The following is an 18,155-nucleotide window of genomic DNA, read 5'->3' as shown; positions in this document are numbered from 1 at the left end:
CAAAAGGAATTGCTTCATGACCCGATCGGCAAACCGACCAGGCACGAGGTCAATCAATAAATTGGCATTGACAATGTGCACGCTGTTGAGTTCTCAAGGACCAGACGCACTCCCCGCTCGACCCATCACAGGTTCCGCCAGAGAGGCATTCGTCTTGTACAACATCCCGGGCGCACAACCAGAGGTGGTGGTTCCGAGGAGTTGGTTGCCTGAGCGGGACCCCGTCCGGACTGCATCTCCAGGTGTTCAACCCGGTGATCGTCTCGGCCGTTCCGTTCTCCGCCTCAGCGGCAACGAGTGATTACTTTACGCAGAGGTGAACGGCAGCGCCAAGCCGGGCCAGATCCCGGGCGTGTCGCCCTCTGCCCCGGGGCTGGGTACTCCCCCGACAACGCCGAACGGCCCGCTCCCCACCTGGGGGAACGGGCCGTTCGGCGGCAGTTTCAGTGCCGGGCGATGACGGGGTTCTTGAGCGAACCGATGCCGGAGATGGTGACCTCGACGATCTCGCCGTCGCGGATCTGTCCGACACCGGCCGGGGTCCCGGTCAGGATGACGTCACCAGGGAGCAGGGTCCAGATCGAGGACACGAACTCGACGAGCGACGGGATGTCGTGCACCATCTCGTTCGTCGAAGCCGCCTGCCGGAGGTCACCGTCGACGCGCGTCTCGATGCGGATGTCCGATGGGTCGATTTCGGTCTCGATCACGGGGCCGAGCGGGCAGAACGTGTCGAACCCCTTCGCCCGGGTCCACTGACCGTCGCGCGCCTGGAGGTCACGGGCGGTCACGTCGTTGGCGATCGTGTAGCCGAGGATGACGCTCGCGAAGTCCTCACGCCGGACATTCTTCGCGAGCGAGCCGATCACGATGGCGAGCTCGCCCTCGTGGTCGACGCGACCGATGTCGGCGGGGAGGCGGATGGGCTCGTCCGGACCGATCACCGAGGTGTTCGGCTTGAGGAACACCACCGGGTCGTCGCCGGCGCGCTCGTCCATCTCCGACGCGTGCTCCGAGTAGTTGAGCCCGACGCCGATGACCTTCGACCGCGGGATGACGGGGGCGAGGAGCTTGGCGTCGGCGAGTGCGACGCGCTCCCCGGTGGTCTCGAACCCCTGGTACATCGGGTCTCCCGCGAGCACCACCAGAGCGCGCTCGTCGAGGATGCCGTACCGGGGGTCTTCACCCTTGCTGCTGAACCGTGCGATCTTCACCGTTCGACCCTACCCACGCCCGCCGGTCGATCAGGACGCGTCGGTCAGCTTGGTCATCCACCCGTGCGGGTCGGGACGACGGCCGTACTGGATGTCGGTGAGCTCGTCGCGCAGGGACATCGTGAGCTCCCCCGCCCCGACGGTCGGCGAACCGATCGTGAAGCCGTCGCCGCGGAGTTCGGCGATCGGGGTCACCACGGCGGCGGTGCCGCACGCGAAGGCCTCGGTGATCGAGCCGTCGTCGACGCCGTCACGCCACTCGTCGAGGGTCACCCGGCGCTTCTCGACGGTCAGGCCGCGGTCCTCGGCCAGCTGCAGGATCGAGTCACGTGTGATCCCTTCGAGGATCGAGTCGGAGTCGGGCGTGACGAGGGTACCGTCGGACTTGACCAGGACGACGTTCATGCCGCCGAGCTCTTCGAGGTACTTGCCCTCCACCGAGTCGAGGAACATCACCTGCTGGCAGCCGTGCTCGTAGGCCTCTTGCTGGGGAAGCAGCGACGAAGCGTAGTTGCCGCCGGTCTTCGCCGCACCGGTCCCGCCCTTGCCGGCACGGGCGTACTGCGTCGACAGCCAGATCGACACCGGCTTCGGGCCGGAGGTGAAGTACGCACCGGCCGGGCTCGCGATGCAGTGGTACGCGACGGCCTGTGCCGCGCGGACCCCGAGGAACGACTCCGTCGCGATCATGAACGGCCGCAGGTACAGGCTGGTCTCGGGCGCCGAGGGCACCCAGTCGACGTCGGTCTGCACGAGCTGCCGGATCGACTCGACGAACGCCTCGACCGGGAGCTCCGGGAGCGCGAGCCGTCGGGCGGACCGCTGGAAGCGCCGGGCGTTGGCGTCCGGTCGGAACGACCACACCGAGCCGTCCGCGTGCCGGTAGGCCTTGAGCCCCTCGAAGATCTCCTGGGCGTAGTGCAGCACGCTCGCGCTCGGGTCGAGGGACAGCGGCCCGTACGGGTGGATCGACGCGCTGTGCCAGCCGTCGTCGAGCGTCCACTCGACCGTCGCCATGTGGTCGGTGAAGTGCTTGCCGAAGCCCGGGTCGGCGAGGATCTGCTCCCGCTCGGCGGCCGCGCGGCGGTCGGCGGACGGGGTACTGGCGAACTCGAGTCCGAAGGCGGTGTCGGTGCTCATGGGGAGGACTCCTTGTCAGGCGGTGGTGGTGCGTGCCGTGGCCGCGGCGGCGATCGCGTCGCCGATCTCGGCCGTGCGACGCGGCGTGGTGCCCCGGTCGGCGAGGTCGGACTCCACCGCAGCCGTCACCGCGGCCGCCAGGTCACCGCGACCGACGTGGTCGAGCAACAGGGCGACGGAACGGATCGCTGCGGTGGGGTCGGCCAGTTGCTGACCTGCGATGTCCGGCGCGGAACCGTGGACCGGCTCGAACATGCTGGGGAAGGTGCCGTCCGGGTTGATGTTGCCCGAGGCCGCCAGACCGATGCCGCCGCTGATCGCGCCGGCCAGGTCGGTGATGATGTCGCCGAACAGGTTGTCGGTGACGATGACGTCGAACCGTTCGGGGTCGCGGACCATGTGGATGGTGACCGCGTCCACGTGCTGGTAGTCGACCGTGACGTCCGGGTACTCGGCGCCGACGGCCGCGACGCTGCGCTGCCAGAGGGCGCCGGCGTGCACCAGGACGTTGCTCTTGTGCACGAGGGTCAGGTGCCGACGCGGGCGTCGGTCCGCCAGCGCGAAGGCGTACCGCACGACCCGCTCGACACCGAAGGCGGTGTTCAACGAGACCTCCGTCGCGATCTCGTGCGGGGTACCGGTCCGGATGGCACCGCCGTTGCCGACGTACGGCCCCTCGGTGCCCTCGCGCACGACCACGAAGTCGACCTCACCGGGGTCGGCGAGCGGCGTCGGGACGGCCGGGTGCACCGTCGTCGGCCGGAGGTTCACGTAGTGGTCGAACGCGAAGCGGAGCTTGAGGAGCAGCCCGCGCTCGATGATGCCGCCGGCCAGCCGCGGGTCACGCGGGTCACCGCCGACCGCTCCGAGCAGGATCGCGTCGTGCTGCGCGATCGCCGCCATGTCGTCGTCGGTCAGGACGTCGCCGGTCTCCAGGTACCGTGCGGCGCCGAGGGAGAACGGGGTCTCCTGCACCACGAGGTCGTCCGGCAGGACCGCGTGCAGGACCTTCAGGGCCTCGTCGACGACCTCGGGTCCGATGCCGTCACCACGGATGACCGCGAGTCGGATCGTCTGCGCGCTGCTCATGTCCGCCACTCCCCTAGAGCGTGATGTCGATCTCGCGGAGCGAGGACGCGTCGATCGCCGAGCGGACGTGCTCGAGGATCTCGGCCGGCACGGGCGAGTCGACCGTCAGGACGCTCAGCGCCTGGCCACCGGCGGCTTCGCGCGAGATCTGCATCGCGGCGATGTTGATGCCGGCCTGGCCGAACTCCTTGCCGTAGACCGCGACGATGCCCGGTCGGTCGGTGTACTCCATGACGACGTGGTGCCGGTCGAGCGGCACCTCGACGTCGTGCCCGTTGATCTCGACGAGCTTCTCGACCTGCTTCGGGCCGGTGAGCGTGCCGGACACGCTGATCGCCGGGCCGTCCGACTGGGCGCCGCGGATCGTCAGCACGTTGCGGTACTCGGGGCTGTCGGTCTCGGTGATGAGGCGGACGGTGACCCCGCGCTGCTCGGCGATGAGCGGAGCGTTGACGTAGGAGACCTGGTCGCTCACGACATCGGTGAAGACGCCCTTGAGCGCCGCGAGCTTCAGCACGCTGACGTCGTACTCGGCGAGCTCGCCGTGCACCTCGACGTCGATGCTCGTGACCGGCGAGGTCGCCAGGGCGGTGAAGACCTGGCCGAGCTTCTCGACGAGCGGGATGCCGGGGCGCACGTACGGGTCGATGACCCCGCCGGCGACGTTCACGGCGTCGGGCACGAGCTCGCCACCGAGGGCGAGACGGACCGACTTGGCGACCGAGACGCCTGCTTTCTCCTGCGCTTCGTCGGTGGAGGCACCGAGGTGCGGCGTCACGACGACGTTCGGGAGCGCCAGGAGCGGCGAGTCCTTCGGGGGCTCGGCGACGAAGACGTCGAGGCCGGCGCCGGCGATGGTGTTCGCCGTGAGTGCACGGTGCAGGGCGTCCTCGTCGATCAGGCCGCCGCGGGCCACGTTCACGACGAACGCGGTCGGCTTCATCAGGGCGAACTGGGCGTCCGAGATCATGCCGAGGGTCTCCGGCGTCCTCGGCATGTGGATCGTGGTGAAGTCCGCCCGGCGCAGCAGGTCGTCGAGGGAGACGAGCTCGACCCCGAGCTGCTGCGCACGTGCCGTGGTGACGTAGGGGTCGTACGCGATGACCGTCACGCCGAAGGCCTGCAGCCGCTGGGTGATGAGCGCGCCGATGCGGCCGAGGCCGATGATGCCGACGGTCTTCTCGTAGAGCTCGACACCGGTGTACGACGAGCGCTTCCACGCGCCGGCGGCCAGCGAGGCGTGGGCGGCCGGGATGTGCCGCGCGAGCGACAGGATGTGCCCGACCGTGAGCTCCGCCGCCGAGATGATGTTCGAGGTCGGGGCGTTCACCACCATCACGCCGGCGGTCGTCGCCGCCTTGATGTCGACGTTGTCGAGGCCGACGCCGGCACGGGCGACGACCTTGAGGCTCGGTGCCGCGGCGATCGCCTCGGCGTCGATCTTGGTGGCGGACCGCACGAGGACGGCGTGCGCGTCGGACAGCGCCGCCAGGAGCGCCGGACGGTCGGTGCCGTCCACGTTCCGGATCTCGAAGTCGGGCCCGAGGGCGTCGACCGTTGCGGGCGAGAGTTCTTCGGCGATCAGGACGACCGGCTTCGACACAGCAGCTGTTTCCTCACTCGAGACGGTTGGTATCCCACCATGCTATCGACGCGGGCCGGTGGTTACGACCGCGGGAGCGGTCCTGTGGAGAACCACACGACGGCCGGGAGGGACGGGGCGGGGCCGCACCGCGCCTCCTGGCCGTCGTGGGGTCGGCTCAGAAGTCCAGCAGCGTCGGGACGAACAACTGGAGGTCGAGCCAGAGGGCGCCGGCACCCGCGAACGCGACCACGAACACCGCGATCGTGGCGGGCAGGCTCGAACGCCGGGTGATGACGATCGCCGCGACGAACGCGACCGGCGCGATGAGGATGTCGAGCACGAGCCACAGCCACGGGGTGCTGGTCTGCAGCGAGTCGCCACCCGAGGTCGTCTCGAGGAACGCGTTGAAGGCGTCCACCCGTTGGTTGATCTGCGTCAGGTTGCCGACGGCCTGCACCGTCATGTACGCGAACAGCGCCGCGAACACGACCCAGACGACGATCTTCGCGACCACGGGAGCGCTGTTCCGGCGGGTGGTCGCCGGCTCTGCCCCGGTCACCCGAAGCTCCGCGTCAGGAGGAACGGCCAGGGGAAGAGCACGACGGCGCCGAGGAGCATCCAGAGCAGGCGGGTGCGCGTGCGGCTGCCGCGCGCTGCCCAGAGCACCACCGTGAACCAGAGTGCCGGCGCGAGGATCGCGAGGAAGCGGAGCACCTCGACGAAGAGCGTGAGGACCGTGTCGACGCCGGAGACGTACGCGGTCGACGCGGTGAGGAGCCAGGCCACCGTGTAGAGCAGGTAGAGGCCCCCGAAGACGCCGAACCCGACGAGGGCGCCGGAGGTCTCGGGTGCCTCGGGGTCGCGCGCTCCGCGGTCACGCACCGCCACCGGGTTGTGCGCCGCGTCGACGTGGGTGGCGTCGTCGGCGTCGCCCCAGCTGAGGGCGGCGTCGTCGGTGTCGACGGCGTTCGGCACGTCCGGGTCGATCGACCCGTCTGGTGGGGATGCTGCCGTGGTCATGCCCCGATTCTACGAGGGACACGACACCGGGAGGACCAGCGACGGCCGGGAGGACGACGTCAGGCGTCGGCCGGCTGCGTCGCGAGGACCTCGGCGACGACCTCGCGGACGGCCGGGAAGAGCGGGTGGCTCTCCATCAGGCCCGTGAGGATCTCGGTGAGCGCGTGTGCGGTCGCCCCGGAACGCAGGAGTGCGTGCAGCTCGATCGACTCCGGGTCGTTCTCGTCGTCGAACGCGAGCGCCGCGCGGACGGCACCGAGCAGGTGCTCGACGGGCAGGCCACGCTCGGCGAGCTGCGACGCCGGGCCCACGAAGCGTTCACGGCGGCCGAGCTTGCGGAGCGGGTTGCGGCCGACGCGCGCCGTGGAGTCCGGCAGGTGCGGGTTCGCGATGCGGGAGAGGTTCGCGGCGACGTAGCGCGCGTGGTCCTCGGGGGCGAACCCGTGCTTCGCGATCAGCAGTGCGGTGGTCTCCGCGAGCACCCCGTCGACCTCGGCGCGGACGGCGTCGTCCTCGAGTGCTTCACGGATGAGCCGGATGCCCCGCACGTAGCCGTGGTAGGCGGCGGTGGCGTGCGCCGTGTTGACCGTGTAGAGCTTGCGCTCGACGAACGGCTGCAGGTCGTCGACCCAGGTGACGCCCTCGATCGTCGGCGGTTCGGCGTCGGAGCCGAGGAACGGGGTGCGCTCGATGACCCACTCGTAGAACGGTTCGAGCACGACGTCGAGGCCGCCGGACTGACCGAGCACACCGGACTGGTCCGGGACGATGCGGTCGATCGCGCAGTTCGCGAAGACGGCGGCGATGTCGCGGTCTTCGAGGATGGGGGCGCGGCGGATGCTGGCGTGCAGGGAGTCGGTCGCGTTGAACGCGTTCTCGCAGGCGACGATCGTGACGTCACCGCGCTCGAGCGGGCGTGCCGCGAGCCCCTCGGCGATGAGCGGCGCGACGAGCGGGAGCGTGCGGGCGCCCACGGCGGTGGTCACGACGTCGGCCTCGGCGATGGCCTGCACCACACGCTCGCGCTCGGTCTTGCTGCTGAGCGCACGGAACCCGTAGACGAGGTGCTCGACCGGCATCTCGCCGACCTCGTGCACCACGAACCGACCGGCTTCGTTCAGGGCCGAGACCACGCGTTCGTCGACGTCGACGAAGGTGAGCTCGTAGCCGCTCGCCACGAGGAACTGGCCCACGAACCCGCGCCCGATCTTGCCGGCGCCGATGTGGACCGCTCGCTTCGTCACCGCCATCGAACGATCATCCCATGCTGGTCGGGGCGGTCCTGACCGCGGGTGCGCAGCACGGCCGACGGGTGTCGGGAATCGTCCGGGCGCACGGCGGAGGGACGCCGGTCCGCGGCGTCGGGGCTGGAGAAGAGCTGCTGCATAACGTTCGGGTCACATCGCGAGGCGGCGGTGCAGGTGCACCGCCGCCTCGACGTCGAGTGGTTCTCGGAAGACTACCGCGCGGCCGAGCCGTCCACGTAGTCGCCGTCGTTCTGCTTCCACGCGAAGAGCGCGCGGAGCTCACGACCGGTGGCCTCGATCGGGTGGCCCTCGCCCTTGGCACGGAGCGCCTTGAACTCCGGTGCGCCGGCGTCCTGGTCCTCGATGAAGCGCTTCGCGAAGGCACCGTTCTGGATGTCCGCGAGCACCGCCTTCATGTTCTCCTTGACGTCCGGCGAGATCACGCGCGGGCCGGAGACGTAGTCACCGAACTCAGCGGTGTCGGAGATCGACCAGCGCTGCTTGGTGAGGCCACCCTCCCAGATGAGGTCGACGATGAGCTTGAGCTCGTGCAGGACCTCGAAGTAGGCGATCTGCGGCTGGTAGCCCGCCTCGACCAGGGTCTCGAAGCCGTACTGGATGAGCTGCGAGGTACCACCGCAGAGGACGGCCTGCTCGCCGAACAGGTCGGTCTCGGTCTCCTCGGTGAAGGTCGTCTTGATGCCGCCGGAGCGGAGGCCGCCGATGGCCTTGGAGTACGACCACGCGAGGTCCCAGGCGGAACCGGACGCGTCGACCTCGACGGCGACGATCACGGGGACGCCACGGCCGGCCTCGTACTCGCGGCGGACGGTGTGCCCCGGGCCCTTCGGCGCGACGAGCGACACGTCGACGCCCTCGGGCGCCTCGATGTAGCCGAAGCGGATGTTGAAGCCGTGGCCGAAGACGAGCGTCGCGCCCGGCTTGAGGTTCGGGCGGATGTCCTCGGCGTAGACGATGCGCTGGACCTGGTCCGGCGCGAGGATGACGACGACGTCGGCCCAGGCGGTGGCGTCGCCCGGGGTGTGGACCTCGAAGCCCGCCTCTTCGGCCTTCTGCCGGCTCTTCGATCCCTCTTGCAGGCCGATCTTCACCTCGACACCCGAGTCACGGAGGTTGAGGGCGTGGGCGTGGCCCTGCGAGCCGTAGCCGATGACGGCGACCTTCTTGCCCTGGATGAGCGTCAGGTCGGCGTCGGCGTCGTACACGATGTCAGTCACGAGGGTGTGTCTCCTTGGTTCTGTGGTCGGTGCCGGGCACCATCGGCGCCCGGGAAGGGTGTGACGGGCGCTCAGCGCACCCGGTCGGTGATGCTCTTCGGTCCGCGGCCCATGCCGAGGAGGCCCGCGCGGGCGAGCTCCTTGACGCCGTAGGGCTCGAGCACGCGGAGGATCGCCTGGATCTTGCCGGGGTCGCCGGTCACCTCGACGATCAGGGAGTCGGTCGCCACGTCGACGACCTGGGCACGGAACAGGTTCACTGCTTCGAGCACCGCCGAGCGCGTCTGGTTGTCGACGCGCACCTTCACGAGCATGTGCTCGCGCTGGACCGACTGCGAGAAGTCCAGTTCGACGATCTTGATGACGTTCACCAGCTTGTTGAGCTGCTTCGTCACCTGTTCCAGCGGGAGGTCCTCGACGTCGACGACGACGGTGATCCGGCTGAGACCGTCCACCTCGGTGTTGCCGACGGCGAGCGACTCGATGTTGAACCCGCGGCGGGCGAAGAGTCCGGCGACACGGGTCAGCAGACCGGGCTTGTCCTCCACGAGGAGGGAGAGGACGTGGCTCATGCGGTTTCTCCCGTCATGTCGGCGTCCTCGTCGTCCCAGGTGGGCGCGAGTGCCTGGGCGTACTCGATGGACGAGTTGCTGACACCCTGCGGGACCATCGGCCAGACCATGGAGTCACGGCTCACGACGAAGTCGATCACCACCGGACGGTCGTTGGTCGCGAGGGCGAGCTCGATCGCGGCGTCGACCTCGTCGGCCTTCTCGACGCGGATGCCGAGGGCACCGTACGCGTCGGCCAGCTTCACGAAGTCCGGCACACGGCGCGAGGCGTGCCCCGTCTCGAGGTCGGTGAAGGAGTGCCGGCCGTCGTAGAACAGCGTCTGCCACTGCCGGACCATGCCGAGCGACGAGTTGTTGATGATCGCGACCTTGATCGGGATGTCGTTGATGACGCAGGTCGCGAGCTCCTGGTTCGTCATCTGGAAGCAGCCGTCGCCGTCGATCGCCCAGACCACGCGGTCCGGCTGGGCGACCTTCGCACCCATCGCCGCGGGGACCGAGTAGCCCATCGTGCCGGCACCACCGGAGTTGAGCCAGGCGTTGGGCCGCTCGTACTTGATGAACTGCGCGGACCACATCTGGTGCTGGCCGACACCGGAGGCGTACACGGCCTCGGGTCCGGAGAGCTCACCGATGCGCTTGATGATGCCCTGCGGCGCGAGGAGTCCGTCGGTCGGCTCGGCGTACCCGAGCGGGAAGTCGGTCTTGAGCTGGTGGAGCTTCGCCCACCACTCGTCGGTCGACGCACGGTCCTCCACAGCGATGCCGCCCCAGGCGTCGAGCAGGTCGACCAGGACCTCGCGGGCATCACCGACGATCGGGACGTCGGCGAAGCGGATCTTCGAGATCTCGGCCGGGTCGATGTCGACGTGCACGACCTTGGCGTCCGGCGCGAACTCGTCGGCCTTGCCGGTCACGCGGTCGTCGAAGCGGGCACCGAGGGCGACGATGAGGTCGCTGTCCTGCAGGCCGAGCACGGCGGGCACCGTGCCGTGCATACCGGGCATGCCGAGGTGCTGCGGGTGCGAGTCCGGGAACGCGCCGCGCGCCATCAGGGTCGTGACGACCGGCGCACCGGTCGCCTCGGCGAAGCGGAGCAGCTCGGCGGTCGCACGGGAGCGGATGACACCGCCGCCGACGTAGAGCACCGGGCGCTTCGACTCGGACAGCAGCTGCGCGGCCGCGGTGATCTGCTTGCCGTGGGCCTTGGTCACCGGGCGGTAGCCGGGCAGGTCGATCTTGGGCGGCCACACGTACGGCGCCGACTTCTGCTGGGCGTCCTTCGTGATGTCGACCAGCACGGGACCGGGCCGACCGGTCGTCGCGATGAGGTGCGCCGCGGCGAGGGTCGCCGGCACGTCGGCCGGGTCGGTCACCAGGAACGAGTGCTTCGTGATCGGCATCGTGATGCCGACGATGTCGGCTTCCTGGAACGCATCGGTGCCCATCAGCGTCGAGAACACCTGGCCGGTGATCGCGATGAACGGCACCGAGTCCATGTAGGCGTCCGCGATGGCCGTGACGAGGTTCGTCGCGCCGGGGCCGGACGTCGCGATCGCGACCCCGACCTTGCCGGACGACGAGGCGTAGCCCTCGGCGGCGTGGCCGGCGCCCTGCTCGTGACGGACGAGGATGTGGCGGATCGTGGTCGACGCCATCAGCTCGTCGTAGAACGGGATGATCGCGCCGCCCGGCAGGCCGAAGACGTCGGTGATCCCGAGGTGCTCGAGCGTCCGCAGGACGGCTCCCGAGCCGGTCAGGATCTCCGGCGACCGGCGTGCACCGGCGGCCGCGGACAACGGAGTTGCTTCCGTGGGCATGAGTGGTCCTTGCCTGAGTGGTGGCGGTGGTGCGGGTGTCGGACGCTAGCCCGTGACCGCGCCCTGGGCGGCGGACTTGACGAGCTTGGCGTACTTCGCGAGGACTCCGCGGGTGTAGCGCGGGGGCAGCGGGGCCCAGCCGTCACGGCGGGCCTCCAGCTCGGCCGGGTCGACCAGTAGGTCGAGCGAGCGAGCCGCGATGTCGACACGGATGCGGTCGCCATCACGAACGAAAGCGACTGGACCTGCGTCCACTGCTTCCGGTGCGATGTGGCCGATGCACAGGCCGGTTGTGCCGCCTGAGAATCGACCGTCGGTCAAGAGTAGTACATCCTTGCCGAGGCCCGCGCCCTTGATGGCCGCGGTGATGGCGAGCATCTCGCGCATGCCGGGACCGCCCTTGGGTCCCTCGTAGCGGATGACGACGACGTCGCCCTTCTCGATCTTGCCCTCGGTCAGGGCATCCATCGCCGCGCGCTCACGGTCGAACACCCGGGCAGGGCCCTCGAAGACCTCGGCGTCGAAGCCGGCGGTCTTCACCACGGCACCCTCGGGGGCGAAGGAGCCCTGGAGGACGGTGAGGCCACCGGTCTCGTGGATCGGGTTGTCGAGCGTGCGGAAGACCTCGCCGTCGAGCGCCGGCGGGTCGATCTCGGCGAGGTTCTCGGCGACGGTCTTGCCGGTCACGGTCATGCAGTCGCCGTGCATCAGGCCCGCTTCGAGCAGCGCCTTCATGATCACGGGGATGCCGCCGTTCTGGTCGACGTCGAGCATGACGTACTTGCCGAACGGCTTCATGTCGGCCAGGTGCGGGACCTTCGCGCCGATGCGGTTGAAGTCGTCGAGGCTGAGTTCGACCTCGGCCTCGTAGGCGATGGCGAGGAGGTGCAGGACGGCGTTCGTCGAGCCGCCGAGTGCCATCAGGACGGTGATCGCGTTCTCGAACGCCTCGCGGGTCAGGATCTGACGGGCGGTGAGGCCGAGGCGGAGCATGTTCACGACGGCCTCGCCCGACCGGTGCGCGTAGTAGTCGCGACGCCGGTCGGCGCTCGGCGGCGCGGCGGAACCCGGCAACGACATGCCGAGCGCCTCGGCGATGCTCGCCATCGTGTTCGCCGTGTACATCCCGCCGCAGGCGCCCTCGCCCGGGACGATGTTGCACTCGATCTCCTTGAGCTCGGCCTCGCTCATCGTGCCGGCCTTGCACGCGCCGACCCCCTCGAAGGAGTCGATGATCGTGACCTGCTTCTTCGAGCCGTCGGCCTGCTTCACGTAGCCCGGCATGACCGAGCCCGCGTAGAGGAACACGCTCGCCAGGTCGAGGCGCGCGGCGGCCATCAGCATGCCGGGGAGCGACTTGTCGCAGCCGGCGAGCAGGACGGTGCCGTCGAGGCGCTCGGCGTTGACCACGGTCTCGACGCTGTCCGCGATGACCTCACGCGAGACGAGGGAGAAGTGCATGCCCTCGTGACCCATCGAGATGCCGTCCGAGACGGAGATGGTGCCGAACTGCAGCGGGTAGCCGCCACCGGAGTGCACGCCCTCCTTCGCACCCTGCGCGAGGCGGTCGAGCGACAGGTTGCACGGCGTGATCTCGTTCCACGAGGACGCGATGCCGATCTGCGGCTTGCTCCAGTCCTCGTCTCCCATACCGACGGCCCGCAGCATGCCACGCGAGGTGGTTGCTTCGATCCCGTCGGTGACGACCCGGCTGCGCGGCTTGACGTCGATATCAGGCATGGGTGGAGTCTAGGACGATTTGGGATACCAGTTGCGCAACAACATGCGTACGCATGATGAAGGGCGGTCGGGAGGCCCGGGGCACCCTGGTCAGCGCGTGGCGCGGAGCCTCGCCAGCTGCTTCAGGACCCCGGTCAGGGCCGCGGGGTCGGCGATGCGGTACCCGGCCCGGGTCTGGCCCGGTCCGACCTTCACCCCGACGTCGCCGTGGCCGAGCGCGCGGAAGGCGTCCTCGTCGGTGACGTCGTCGCCGGCGAAGAACACCGCGTCGGCGCCGTGCAACTCGCGGAGCCGGGCGATCGCGTCGCCCTTCGTGACGTGGCGCACCGCGAACTCGACGATGTCCTTGCCGCCGCGCTCGAGCACCTCGGGGTCGGCGTCGTGCGCCGCACGGCTCGCCGCCGCGTTCGCCTCGGCAGCGACCTCGGCGGAGACGCGGCGCGTGTGCACCCCGTGCCCGGCGGGCTTGTGCTCGATGACGACGCCCGGGAACCGTTCGCCGACCTCGTCGAGCGCAGCGCCGATCCGTGCCACACGACCGACCTCGTCATCGGACAGCGCGGCCTCGGCGTGGCCGTCCACGCGCCACTCGACACCGTGCGAGCCGACGAGCGCCATGTCCTCGGGTGCGTGGGTCACCGCGGCGAGGCTGCCGAGGGGACGCCCGGACACGAGCACCACCTCGGTGTCCTTCGCACGGTGCAGGGTCAGGACCGCGGCCCACGAGCCGGGCAACGCGCCGACCTGCGAGGGGTCGTCGGCGAAGGGCGCCAGCGTACCGTCGAAGTCGAGGGCGACGATCAGTCGCGGCGCAGCCGCGAGCGTCTCGAGGGCCGCGTCGATGGCGGTCTGGTCGGTGGTGGTCTCAGTCATCACGTGCCTCCCGGGTGTCCTCGGCAGCCCTGGCGGACTGGGCGTCCTGGTCGAAGATCGACATGTTGTCGGTCTGCGCCTCACGGTGCTGCTCGCGCGGGTCGGCGGCGGACGGGTCGATCTGGGCATTCCGCGGCGCGTGGCGGTCGAGCGCCTCGAGGAACGAGCGCGACCAGCGCGCCACGTCGTTGTCGCGGACGCGCTTGCGGAGCGCGCGCATGCGAGTCGACCGCTCGCGACGCGGCATCTGGATGGCGCGCTCGATCGAGTCCTTGAGCGCCCCGATGTCGTGCGGGTTCACGATCACGGCCTGCTTGAGCTCGTCGGCGGCACCGGCGAACTCGGACAGGATGAGCACCCCGTCGTTGTCGAAGCGGGCGGCGACGTACTCCTTCGCGACGAGGTTCATGCCGTCGCGCAGTGCAGTGACGAGCATGATGTCGGCGGCCAGGTACAGCGCCACCATCTCCTCGCGCGGGTAGCCGTGGTGCAGGTACGAGATCGGCTGGTGGCCGATGACGCCGAGGTCGCCGTTGATGCGGCCGACGCTCAGCTCGATCTCGTCGCGGAGCGCAGCGTACGAGTCGACACGTTCGCGACTCGGGCTCGCGACCTGGATGAGGGTGGCGTCCTCGACCGCGATGCGGCCGTCCTCCACGAGCTCACCGAAGGCCTTGATGCGGTGCCGGATGCCCTTGGTGTAGTCGAGCCGGTCGACGCCGAGCAGCACCGTCTTCGGGTTGCCGAGGCTCTCGCGGATCTCGCGCGCACGCTCCTGCACCTCGGGCTTCCGCGCGATCGCCTCGAAGCTCTCGGCGTCGATGGAGATCGGGAAGTGCCTGGCCTCGACGTGGCGGACCGTGATGCCCTTGCGGCTGCGGGGGGCTGCCGGGTCGTCCACCGGGACGTCGATCGTGGTGCCCTTGGTCGTGTAGCCCTTGATGTGCCGGACCGCGCGCAGGAAGTCGCTGGCGTCGTCGTGGCGCTGGAAGCCGATGACGTCGGCGCCGAGCAGCCCGTCGAGGATCTGCGCACGCCACGGCAGCTGCGCGTAGATGCCGACCGGCGGGAACGGGATGTGGTTGAAGAAGCCGATCGTCAGGTCGGGACGCTTCGCACGGAGCAGGGCCGGCACGAGCTGCAGCTGGTAGTCCTGTACCCAGACGATGCCGTCCTGCTCGACGATCTCGGCGATCTGGGCGGCGAAGCGCTCGTTCACCCGCTTGTACGCGTTCCACCAGTCGCGGTGGTAGCTCGGGTGCTCGATGACGTCGTGGTACAGCGGCCAGAGCGTGTCGTTGCTGAAACCCTCGTAGTACTCCTCGACGTCGTCGTCGGAGAGCGGGACGGGGACGATGTGGATGCCCTCGTTGTCGAACGGTGCCACCTCGACCTCGGCCTGCCCCACCCAGCCGACCCAGGCTCCGTCGTTCGCGCGCATCACGGGTTCGAGGGCGGTGACGAGGCCGCCCGGCGAGTGCCGCCAGCCCTCGTTGCCGTCCTGGTCGACGACGCGGTCGACCGGGAGTCGGTTGGAGGCGACGACGAACGAGTAGCGGATCTGTTCGGTGCGGTCTGCAGGCATGGGGTGGTGAGATCTCCGTTCCGCCCGGCCGGGGCCGGGTGCGTCGGTGCGTCGGGTGCGACGGGTGCGACGGCCGGCGTGGTGCGCCGGGCGCGCTGCCGAAACTACCAGCGTGGGGACAGCGCATTCACGGCGGATCGGCGGTTCCGCTACGCTGCAGGCACGTGTCGGGGGGACACGGGTGCTGGAGTGCGGCGCCGGCCTCCCGGTCGGAGAGGACCCCCAGCCGTGAGCGACAACCCGCCCGACCAGCCCGTCCCGCCGTCGCAGCCCGGTCCGGGTCAGCCCGGTTCCGGCCAGCCCGGTTCCGGCCAGCCCGCCTGGAACGGCCAGCCCGCCTGGCAGCAGCATCCCGGAGGCCAGCAGCAGTGGTCGGGTCAGCCCGCCCCCGCCGCGCAGCCGTCCGATGCGTTCGGTCGCTTCCTGCGCTCCGTGTCCGGTCGCGACTGGCTGGCGGCCGTGCTCGCCGCCGTCGGCGGCTGGGTCGCGGCGTACGTCGTCGCCGGGCTCTCACTGCTCATCACCGTCGGGCTGCTCGCGTCCGGCGGCAGCGGGGCGGCCGCTCCGTCCAGCGGGTCCGGCACCGACCTCGGCGCGGGCTCGGCCCCCGACGTGGAGTCCCTGCTCTCCGGCGTGAGCGTCCTGCTCGGTGCGCCGGCGCAGCTCGTGGCCCTCGCCGACCTCGGCCGACTGCACCTGTCCGGGTCCATCGGGTTCCTCGGTTCCGGTTCGGGCTCGCTCGCCGTGGTGCCCGTGCTGGTGCTCGCCGCGCAGGTCGTCCTGGCCGTCGTGCTCACCCGCCGGATCCGCACGCGTGGCCTCGGTCGCACGCAGGTGCTCGTCACCGCGGTGGTCTCCGGCCTCGTCACCACCGTGCTCACGAACGTCGCGGCCGCCCTGTTCGCGATCCGGTTCCCGTCGGTGTCCGGCGCGGTCATCGAGCCGGTGCACGCCGTCGGTGTCGGCAGCATCCTCGGCGCGTTCGTCATCGGTGCCCTGGCGGCGCTCCTCGCCCGGCCCTCCGTCCTCGCTGGTGGCAACGTCTTCGCCGCCCGGCTGCTCGGCACACTGCGTGTCGCCGCGTCGCAGCTCACGGTCCTCGTCGTGCTGGTCGCCCTCGTCGTCCTCGTCGTCGCCCTCATCGCCCAGCCGTCCTCCGGCTCCGCGTTGCCGCTGCTGCTCGGCAACGTCGCGGTCGGGCTGACCGCGCTCGGGTTCTTCGGTGGTGTTGGGACCTCCGGCTTCGGGTCCGCCAGCGACACCGCCTCGGTGTTCGGCGGGGCCGGCGGCTGGACCTGGCTCGTCGTGCTGTTCGTCGTCGTCACCTCGGTCGTGGCCGGACTCGCACTCGCCGTCCGTCGCAACGACCGGATCCGCACCACGCTGGACTGGGTCGTCACGCCGCTGGTGTGGTTCGCACTCGGTCTGCTGTTCTTCGTCCTCGGCACCGGCGTCGCCTCGTACCAGGTGAGCAGCACGAGCTCCGTGGACGCGTCGGGATCGATCGGCGTCGCGCCGTGGACGCCGATCGTCTTCGCCCTGTGGGGCGGCGTGATCGAGGTCGTCGCCCGGTACCTCGCTCCGGTGCTCCTGCCCCGCCTCGGTGGTGCCGCGGTGCTCCGGACGTCGCGTCTGGTCGGGGCGGACCCCCGCCCCGTCGTGCCGCCGGCGTTCCCGGCCGGGCCCGTCGCCGGTTCGGGCACCCCCGTGGCGCCCACCGCCCCCGTCGGCCCGGCCGCTCCCGGTGCTCCCGCTGCGCCCGGCGCGCCTGTCGCCGCCGACGCTCCGGCCGCCGCTGCGTGGAACACTCCCCCGGCCGCCGGCCAGCAGGCGCCGTACCCGCCGACCGGCTCTGGCCGGGAGCCCGCGGACGGCGTGCAGTCGATCTCCGGCGTGCAGCCGCCCTCCGGCACACAGCCCCCGTACGGCGCACAACCCGCCTCCGGGTCGCAGCCGTTCATCGGCGGTGGCGCCCCCGCTCCGGCCCCGATGTCCCCGCGGTCCAGGAAGATCCTGGTCCGTTCGCTCATCGCCGGCGGCGCCGTGATCGTCGTCGTCATCGCCGGCGCGGTCACGACGAGCGTCCTCCGCGCCGGCGTGTGGGGTCCGGCCCCGACCGTCGAGTCCTACGTGCAGGCCATCGCCAGCGGTGACGCCGACACCGCCGCCGACCTGAGCGAGGTCCCCGACGACGCCGCGATGCTCGACTCGACGGTGCTCGGGAGCGCGAAGGACCGCCCGTCGGACATCCGCGTCGGCCGGGTCGCCCGGACCGGTGACACCGCGATCGCCACCCTGAGCTACACGCAGGACGGCAAGAACCGCTCCGGCCAGGTGTCGTTGCGGCGCACGGGCACCTCGTTCCTGGTGAAGGACGAGTGGCGCGTCACGCAGCCGCTCGCCCAGCAGGTCACCCTGACGGCCTCCGACGTGCTCGAGGGTGCACCCGTGACCGTCGGCGGCAAGGAGATCGGGAAGATCAGCGAGGGCACGTTCACGTCCCTCGCCTACCCCGGCACCTACCAGGTCTCGGTCGGCGGGACGAAGTACTTCACCGGCGGCACCGAGAAGGTCTCCGTGGGCGCGGCCACGTCCGGCTACGTCGACTTCACACCGAAGGCGACCAAGGCACTCGAGCAGGACGCCGAGCAGTACGTGACCGACCTGATCGACGACTGCGCCGAGAAGACCGAGCTCCGGGCCCTGAGCGGTTGCCCCTGGTACGGCCCCTACGACGCCGACGGCGGCGTGCAGTACGACGTCACGTCGATGCCCGAGCTGGAGGTCGAGGCGTCCCGCGCCGGCACCGTGATGGTGACGAGCACGAAGGACGGGAGCGTCTCGTACGCGTACACGTCGTACCTCGGTGACGAGAAGCGCGGCGAGGACTCGTTCGATGTGAACCAGTACCTGAAGGTGGAGGACGGCAAGCTCGTCTCCGCCTACTGAGCAGGAGCCGACTGAGCGGTTCCGCAGCACCACGACGGCCGTCCCGGGATCTTCCGGGTCGGCCGTCTCAGTAGGCTGACGAG

At 70.3% G+C, this 18,155-nt stretch carries 14 protein-coding genes; 1 reads left to right on the top strand and 13 read right to left on the bottom strand.

Features of this window, described 5'->3' with window-relative positions:
• Positions 1-443 precede the first annotated feature (443 nt).
• The 13 genes from DEJ27_RS04475 to otsA all read right to left on the bottom strand — a co-directional run bounded on the left by DEJ27_RS04475 (position 444) and on the right by otsA (position 15,123).
• Positions 444-1,214 carry a fumarylacetoacetate hydrolase family protein gene (locus DEJ27_RS04475; RefSeq protein WP_027466538.1) on the bottom strand — a complete coding sequence of 257 codons (771 nt, stop codon included), beginning with the start codon at positions 1,212-1,214 and terminating at the stop codon, positions 444-446.
• 30 nt (positions 1,215-1,244) lie between these two features.
• Positions 1,245-2,354 carry a branched-chain amino acid aminotransferase gene (locus DEJ27_RS04470; protein WP_111090399.1) on the bottom strand — a complete coding sequence of 370 codons (1,110 nt, stop codon included), beginning with the start codon at positions 2,352-2,354 and terminating at the stop codon, positions 1,245-1,247.
• A gap of 15 nt (positions 2,355-2,369) precedes the next feature.
• On the bottom strand, positions 2,370-3,443 hold the full coding sequence (locus DEJ27_RS04465; protein ID WP_111090398.1) for a 3-isopropylmalate dehydrogenase: 1,074 nt from the start codon (positions 3,441-3,443) through the stop codon (positions 2,370-2,372).
• Positions 3,444-3,456: 13 nt separating this feature from the next.
• Positions 3,457-5,046, bottom strand: a complete 1,590-nt coding sequence (gene serA / locus DEJ27_RS04460) for a phosphoglycerate dehydrogenase (RefSeq protein WP_027466535.1) — start codon at positions 5,044-5,046, stop codon at positions 3,457-3,459.
• Between the two features lie 157 nt (positions 5,047-5,203).
• Positions 5,204-5,587 (bottom strand): hypothetical protein, encoded by a 384-nt coding sequence (locus DEJ27_RS04455; RefSeq protein WP_146238642.1) that lies wholly within the window; start codon positions 5,585-5,587, stop codon positions 5,204-5,206.
• Positions 5,584-6,048: a hypothetical protein gene (locus DEJ27_RS04450; RefSeq protein ID WP_146238641.1), complete on the bottom strand. Its 465-nt coding sequence runs from the start codon at positions 6,046-6,048 to the stop codon at positions 5,584-5,586. Before DEJ27_RS04450 ends, DEJ27_RS04455 begins: the two co-directional genes overlap by 4 nt.
• Positions 6,049-6,107: 59 nt before the next feature.
• Entirely contained in the window at positions 6,108-7,298 is a 1,191-nt protein-coding gene (locus DEJ27_RS04445) for a mannitol-1-phosphate 5-dehydrogenase (protein WP_111090397.1), read from the bottom strand.
• 209 nt (positions 7,299-7,507) lie between these two features.
• Positions 7,508-8,533, bottom strand: coding sequence for a ketol-acid reductoisomerase (gene ilvC / locus DEJ27_RS04435; protein ID WP_027466530.1), 1,026 nt, complete (start codon positions 8,531-8,533; stop codon positions 7,508-7,510).
• Positions 8,534-8,604: 71 nt separating this feature from the next.
• The gene (gene ilvN / locus DEJ27_RS04430) at positions 8,605-9,105 is read right to left on the bottom strand and encodes an acetolactate synthase small subunit (protein ID WP_017888842.1); all 501 of its coding nucleotides are present in this window, start codon (positions 9,103-9,105) and stop codon (positions 8,605-8,607) included.
• Positions 9,102-10,925, bottom strand: a complete 1,824-nt coding sequence (locus DEJ27_RS04425) for an acetolactate synthase large subunit (RefSeq protein WP_027466529.1) — start codon at positions 10,923-10,925, stop codon at positions 9,102-9,104. Before DEJ27_RS04425 ends, ilvN begins: the two co-directional genes overlap by 4 nt.
• 45 nt (positions 10,926-10,970) lie before the next feature.
• Positions 10,971-12,665: a dihydroxy-acid dehydratase gene (gene ilvD, locus DEJ27_RS04420; protein ID WP_111090396.1), complete on the bottom strand. Its 1,695-nt coding sequence runs from the start codon at positions 12,663-12,665 to the stop codon at positions 10,971-10,973.
• A gap of 90 nt (positions 12,666-12,755) precedes the next feature.
• Positions 12,756-13,538 (bottom strand): trehalose-phosphatase, encoded by a 783-nt coding sequence (otsB, locus tag DEJ27_RS04415; RefSeq protein WP_111090395.1) that lies wholly within the window; start codon positions 13,536-13,538, stop codon positions 12,756-12,758.
• Positions 13,531-15,123, bottom strand: a complete 1,593-nt coding sequence (gene otsA / locus DEJ27_RS04410; protein WP_111090394.1) for an alpha,alpha-trehalose-phosphate synthase (UDP-forming) — start codon at positions 15,121-15,123, stop codon at positions 13,531-13,533. Before otsA ends, otsB begins: the two co-directional genes overlap by 8 nt.
• Before the next feature lie 228 nt (positions 15,124-15,351).
• On the opposite strand from otsA, the gene DEJ27_RS04405 reads away from it, so the two are divergent.
• Positions 15,352-18,072, top strand: coding sequence for a proline-rich domain-containing protein (locus DEJ27_RS04405; protein WP_111090393.1), 2,721 nt, complete (start codon positions 15,352-15,354; stop codon positions 18,070-18,072).
• Positions 18,073-18,155 lie beyond the last annotated feature (83 nt).

This window comes from Curtobacterium sp. MCPF17_018 (assembly GCF_003234135.1).
Taxonomy (GTDB): domain Bacteria; phylum Actinomycetota; class Actinomycetes; order Actinomycetales; family Microbacteriaceae; genus Curtobacterium; species Curtobacterium flaccumfaciens.
This window is presented reverse-complemented; position numbering and strand designations above follow the sequence as displayed.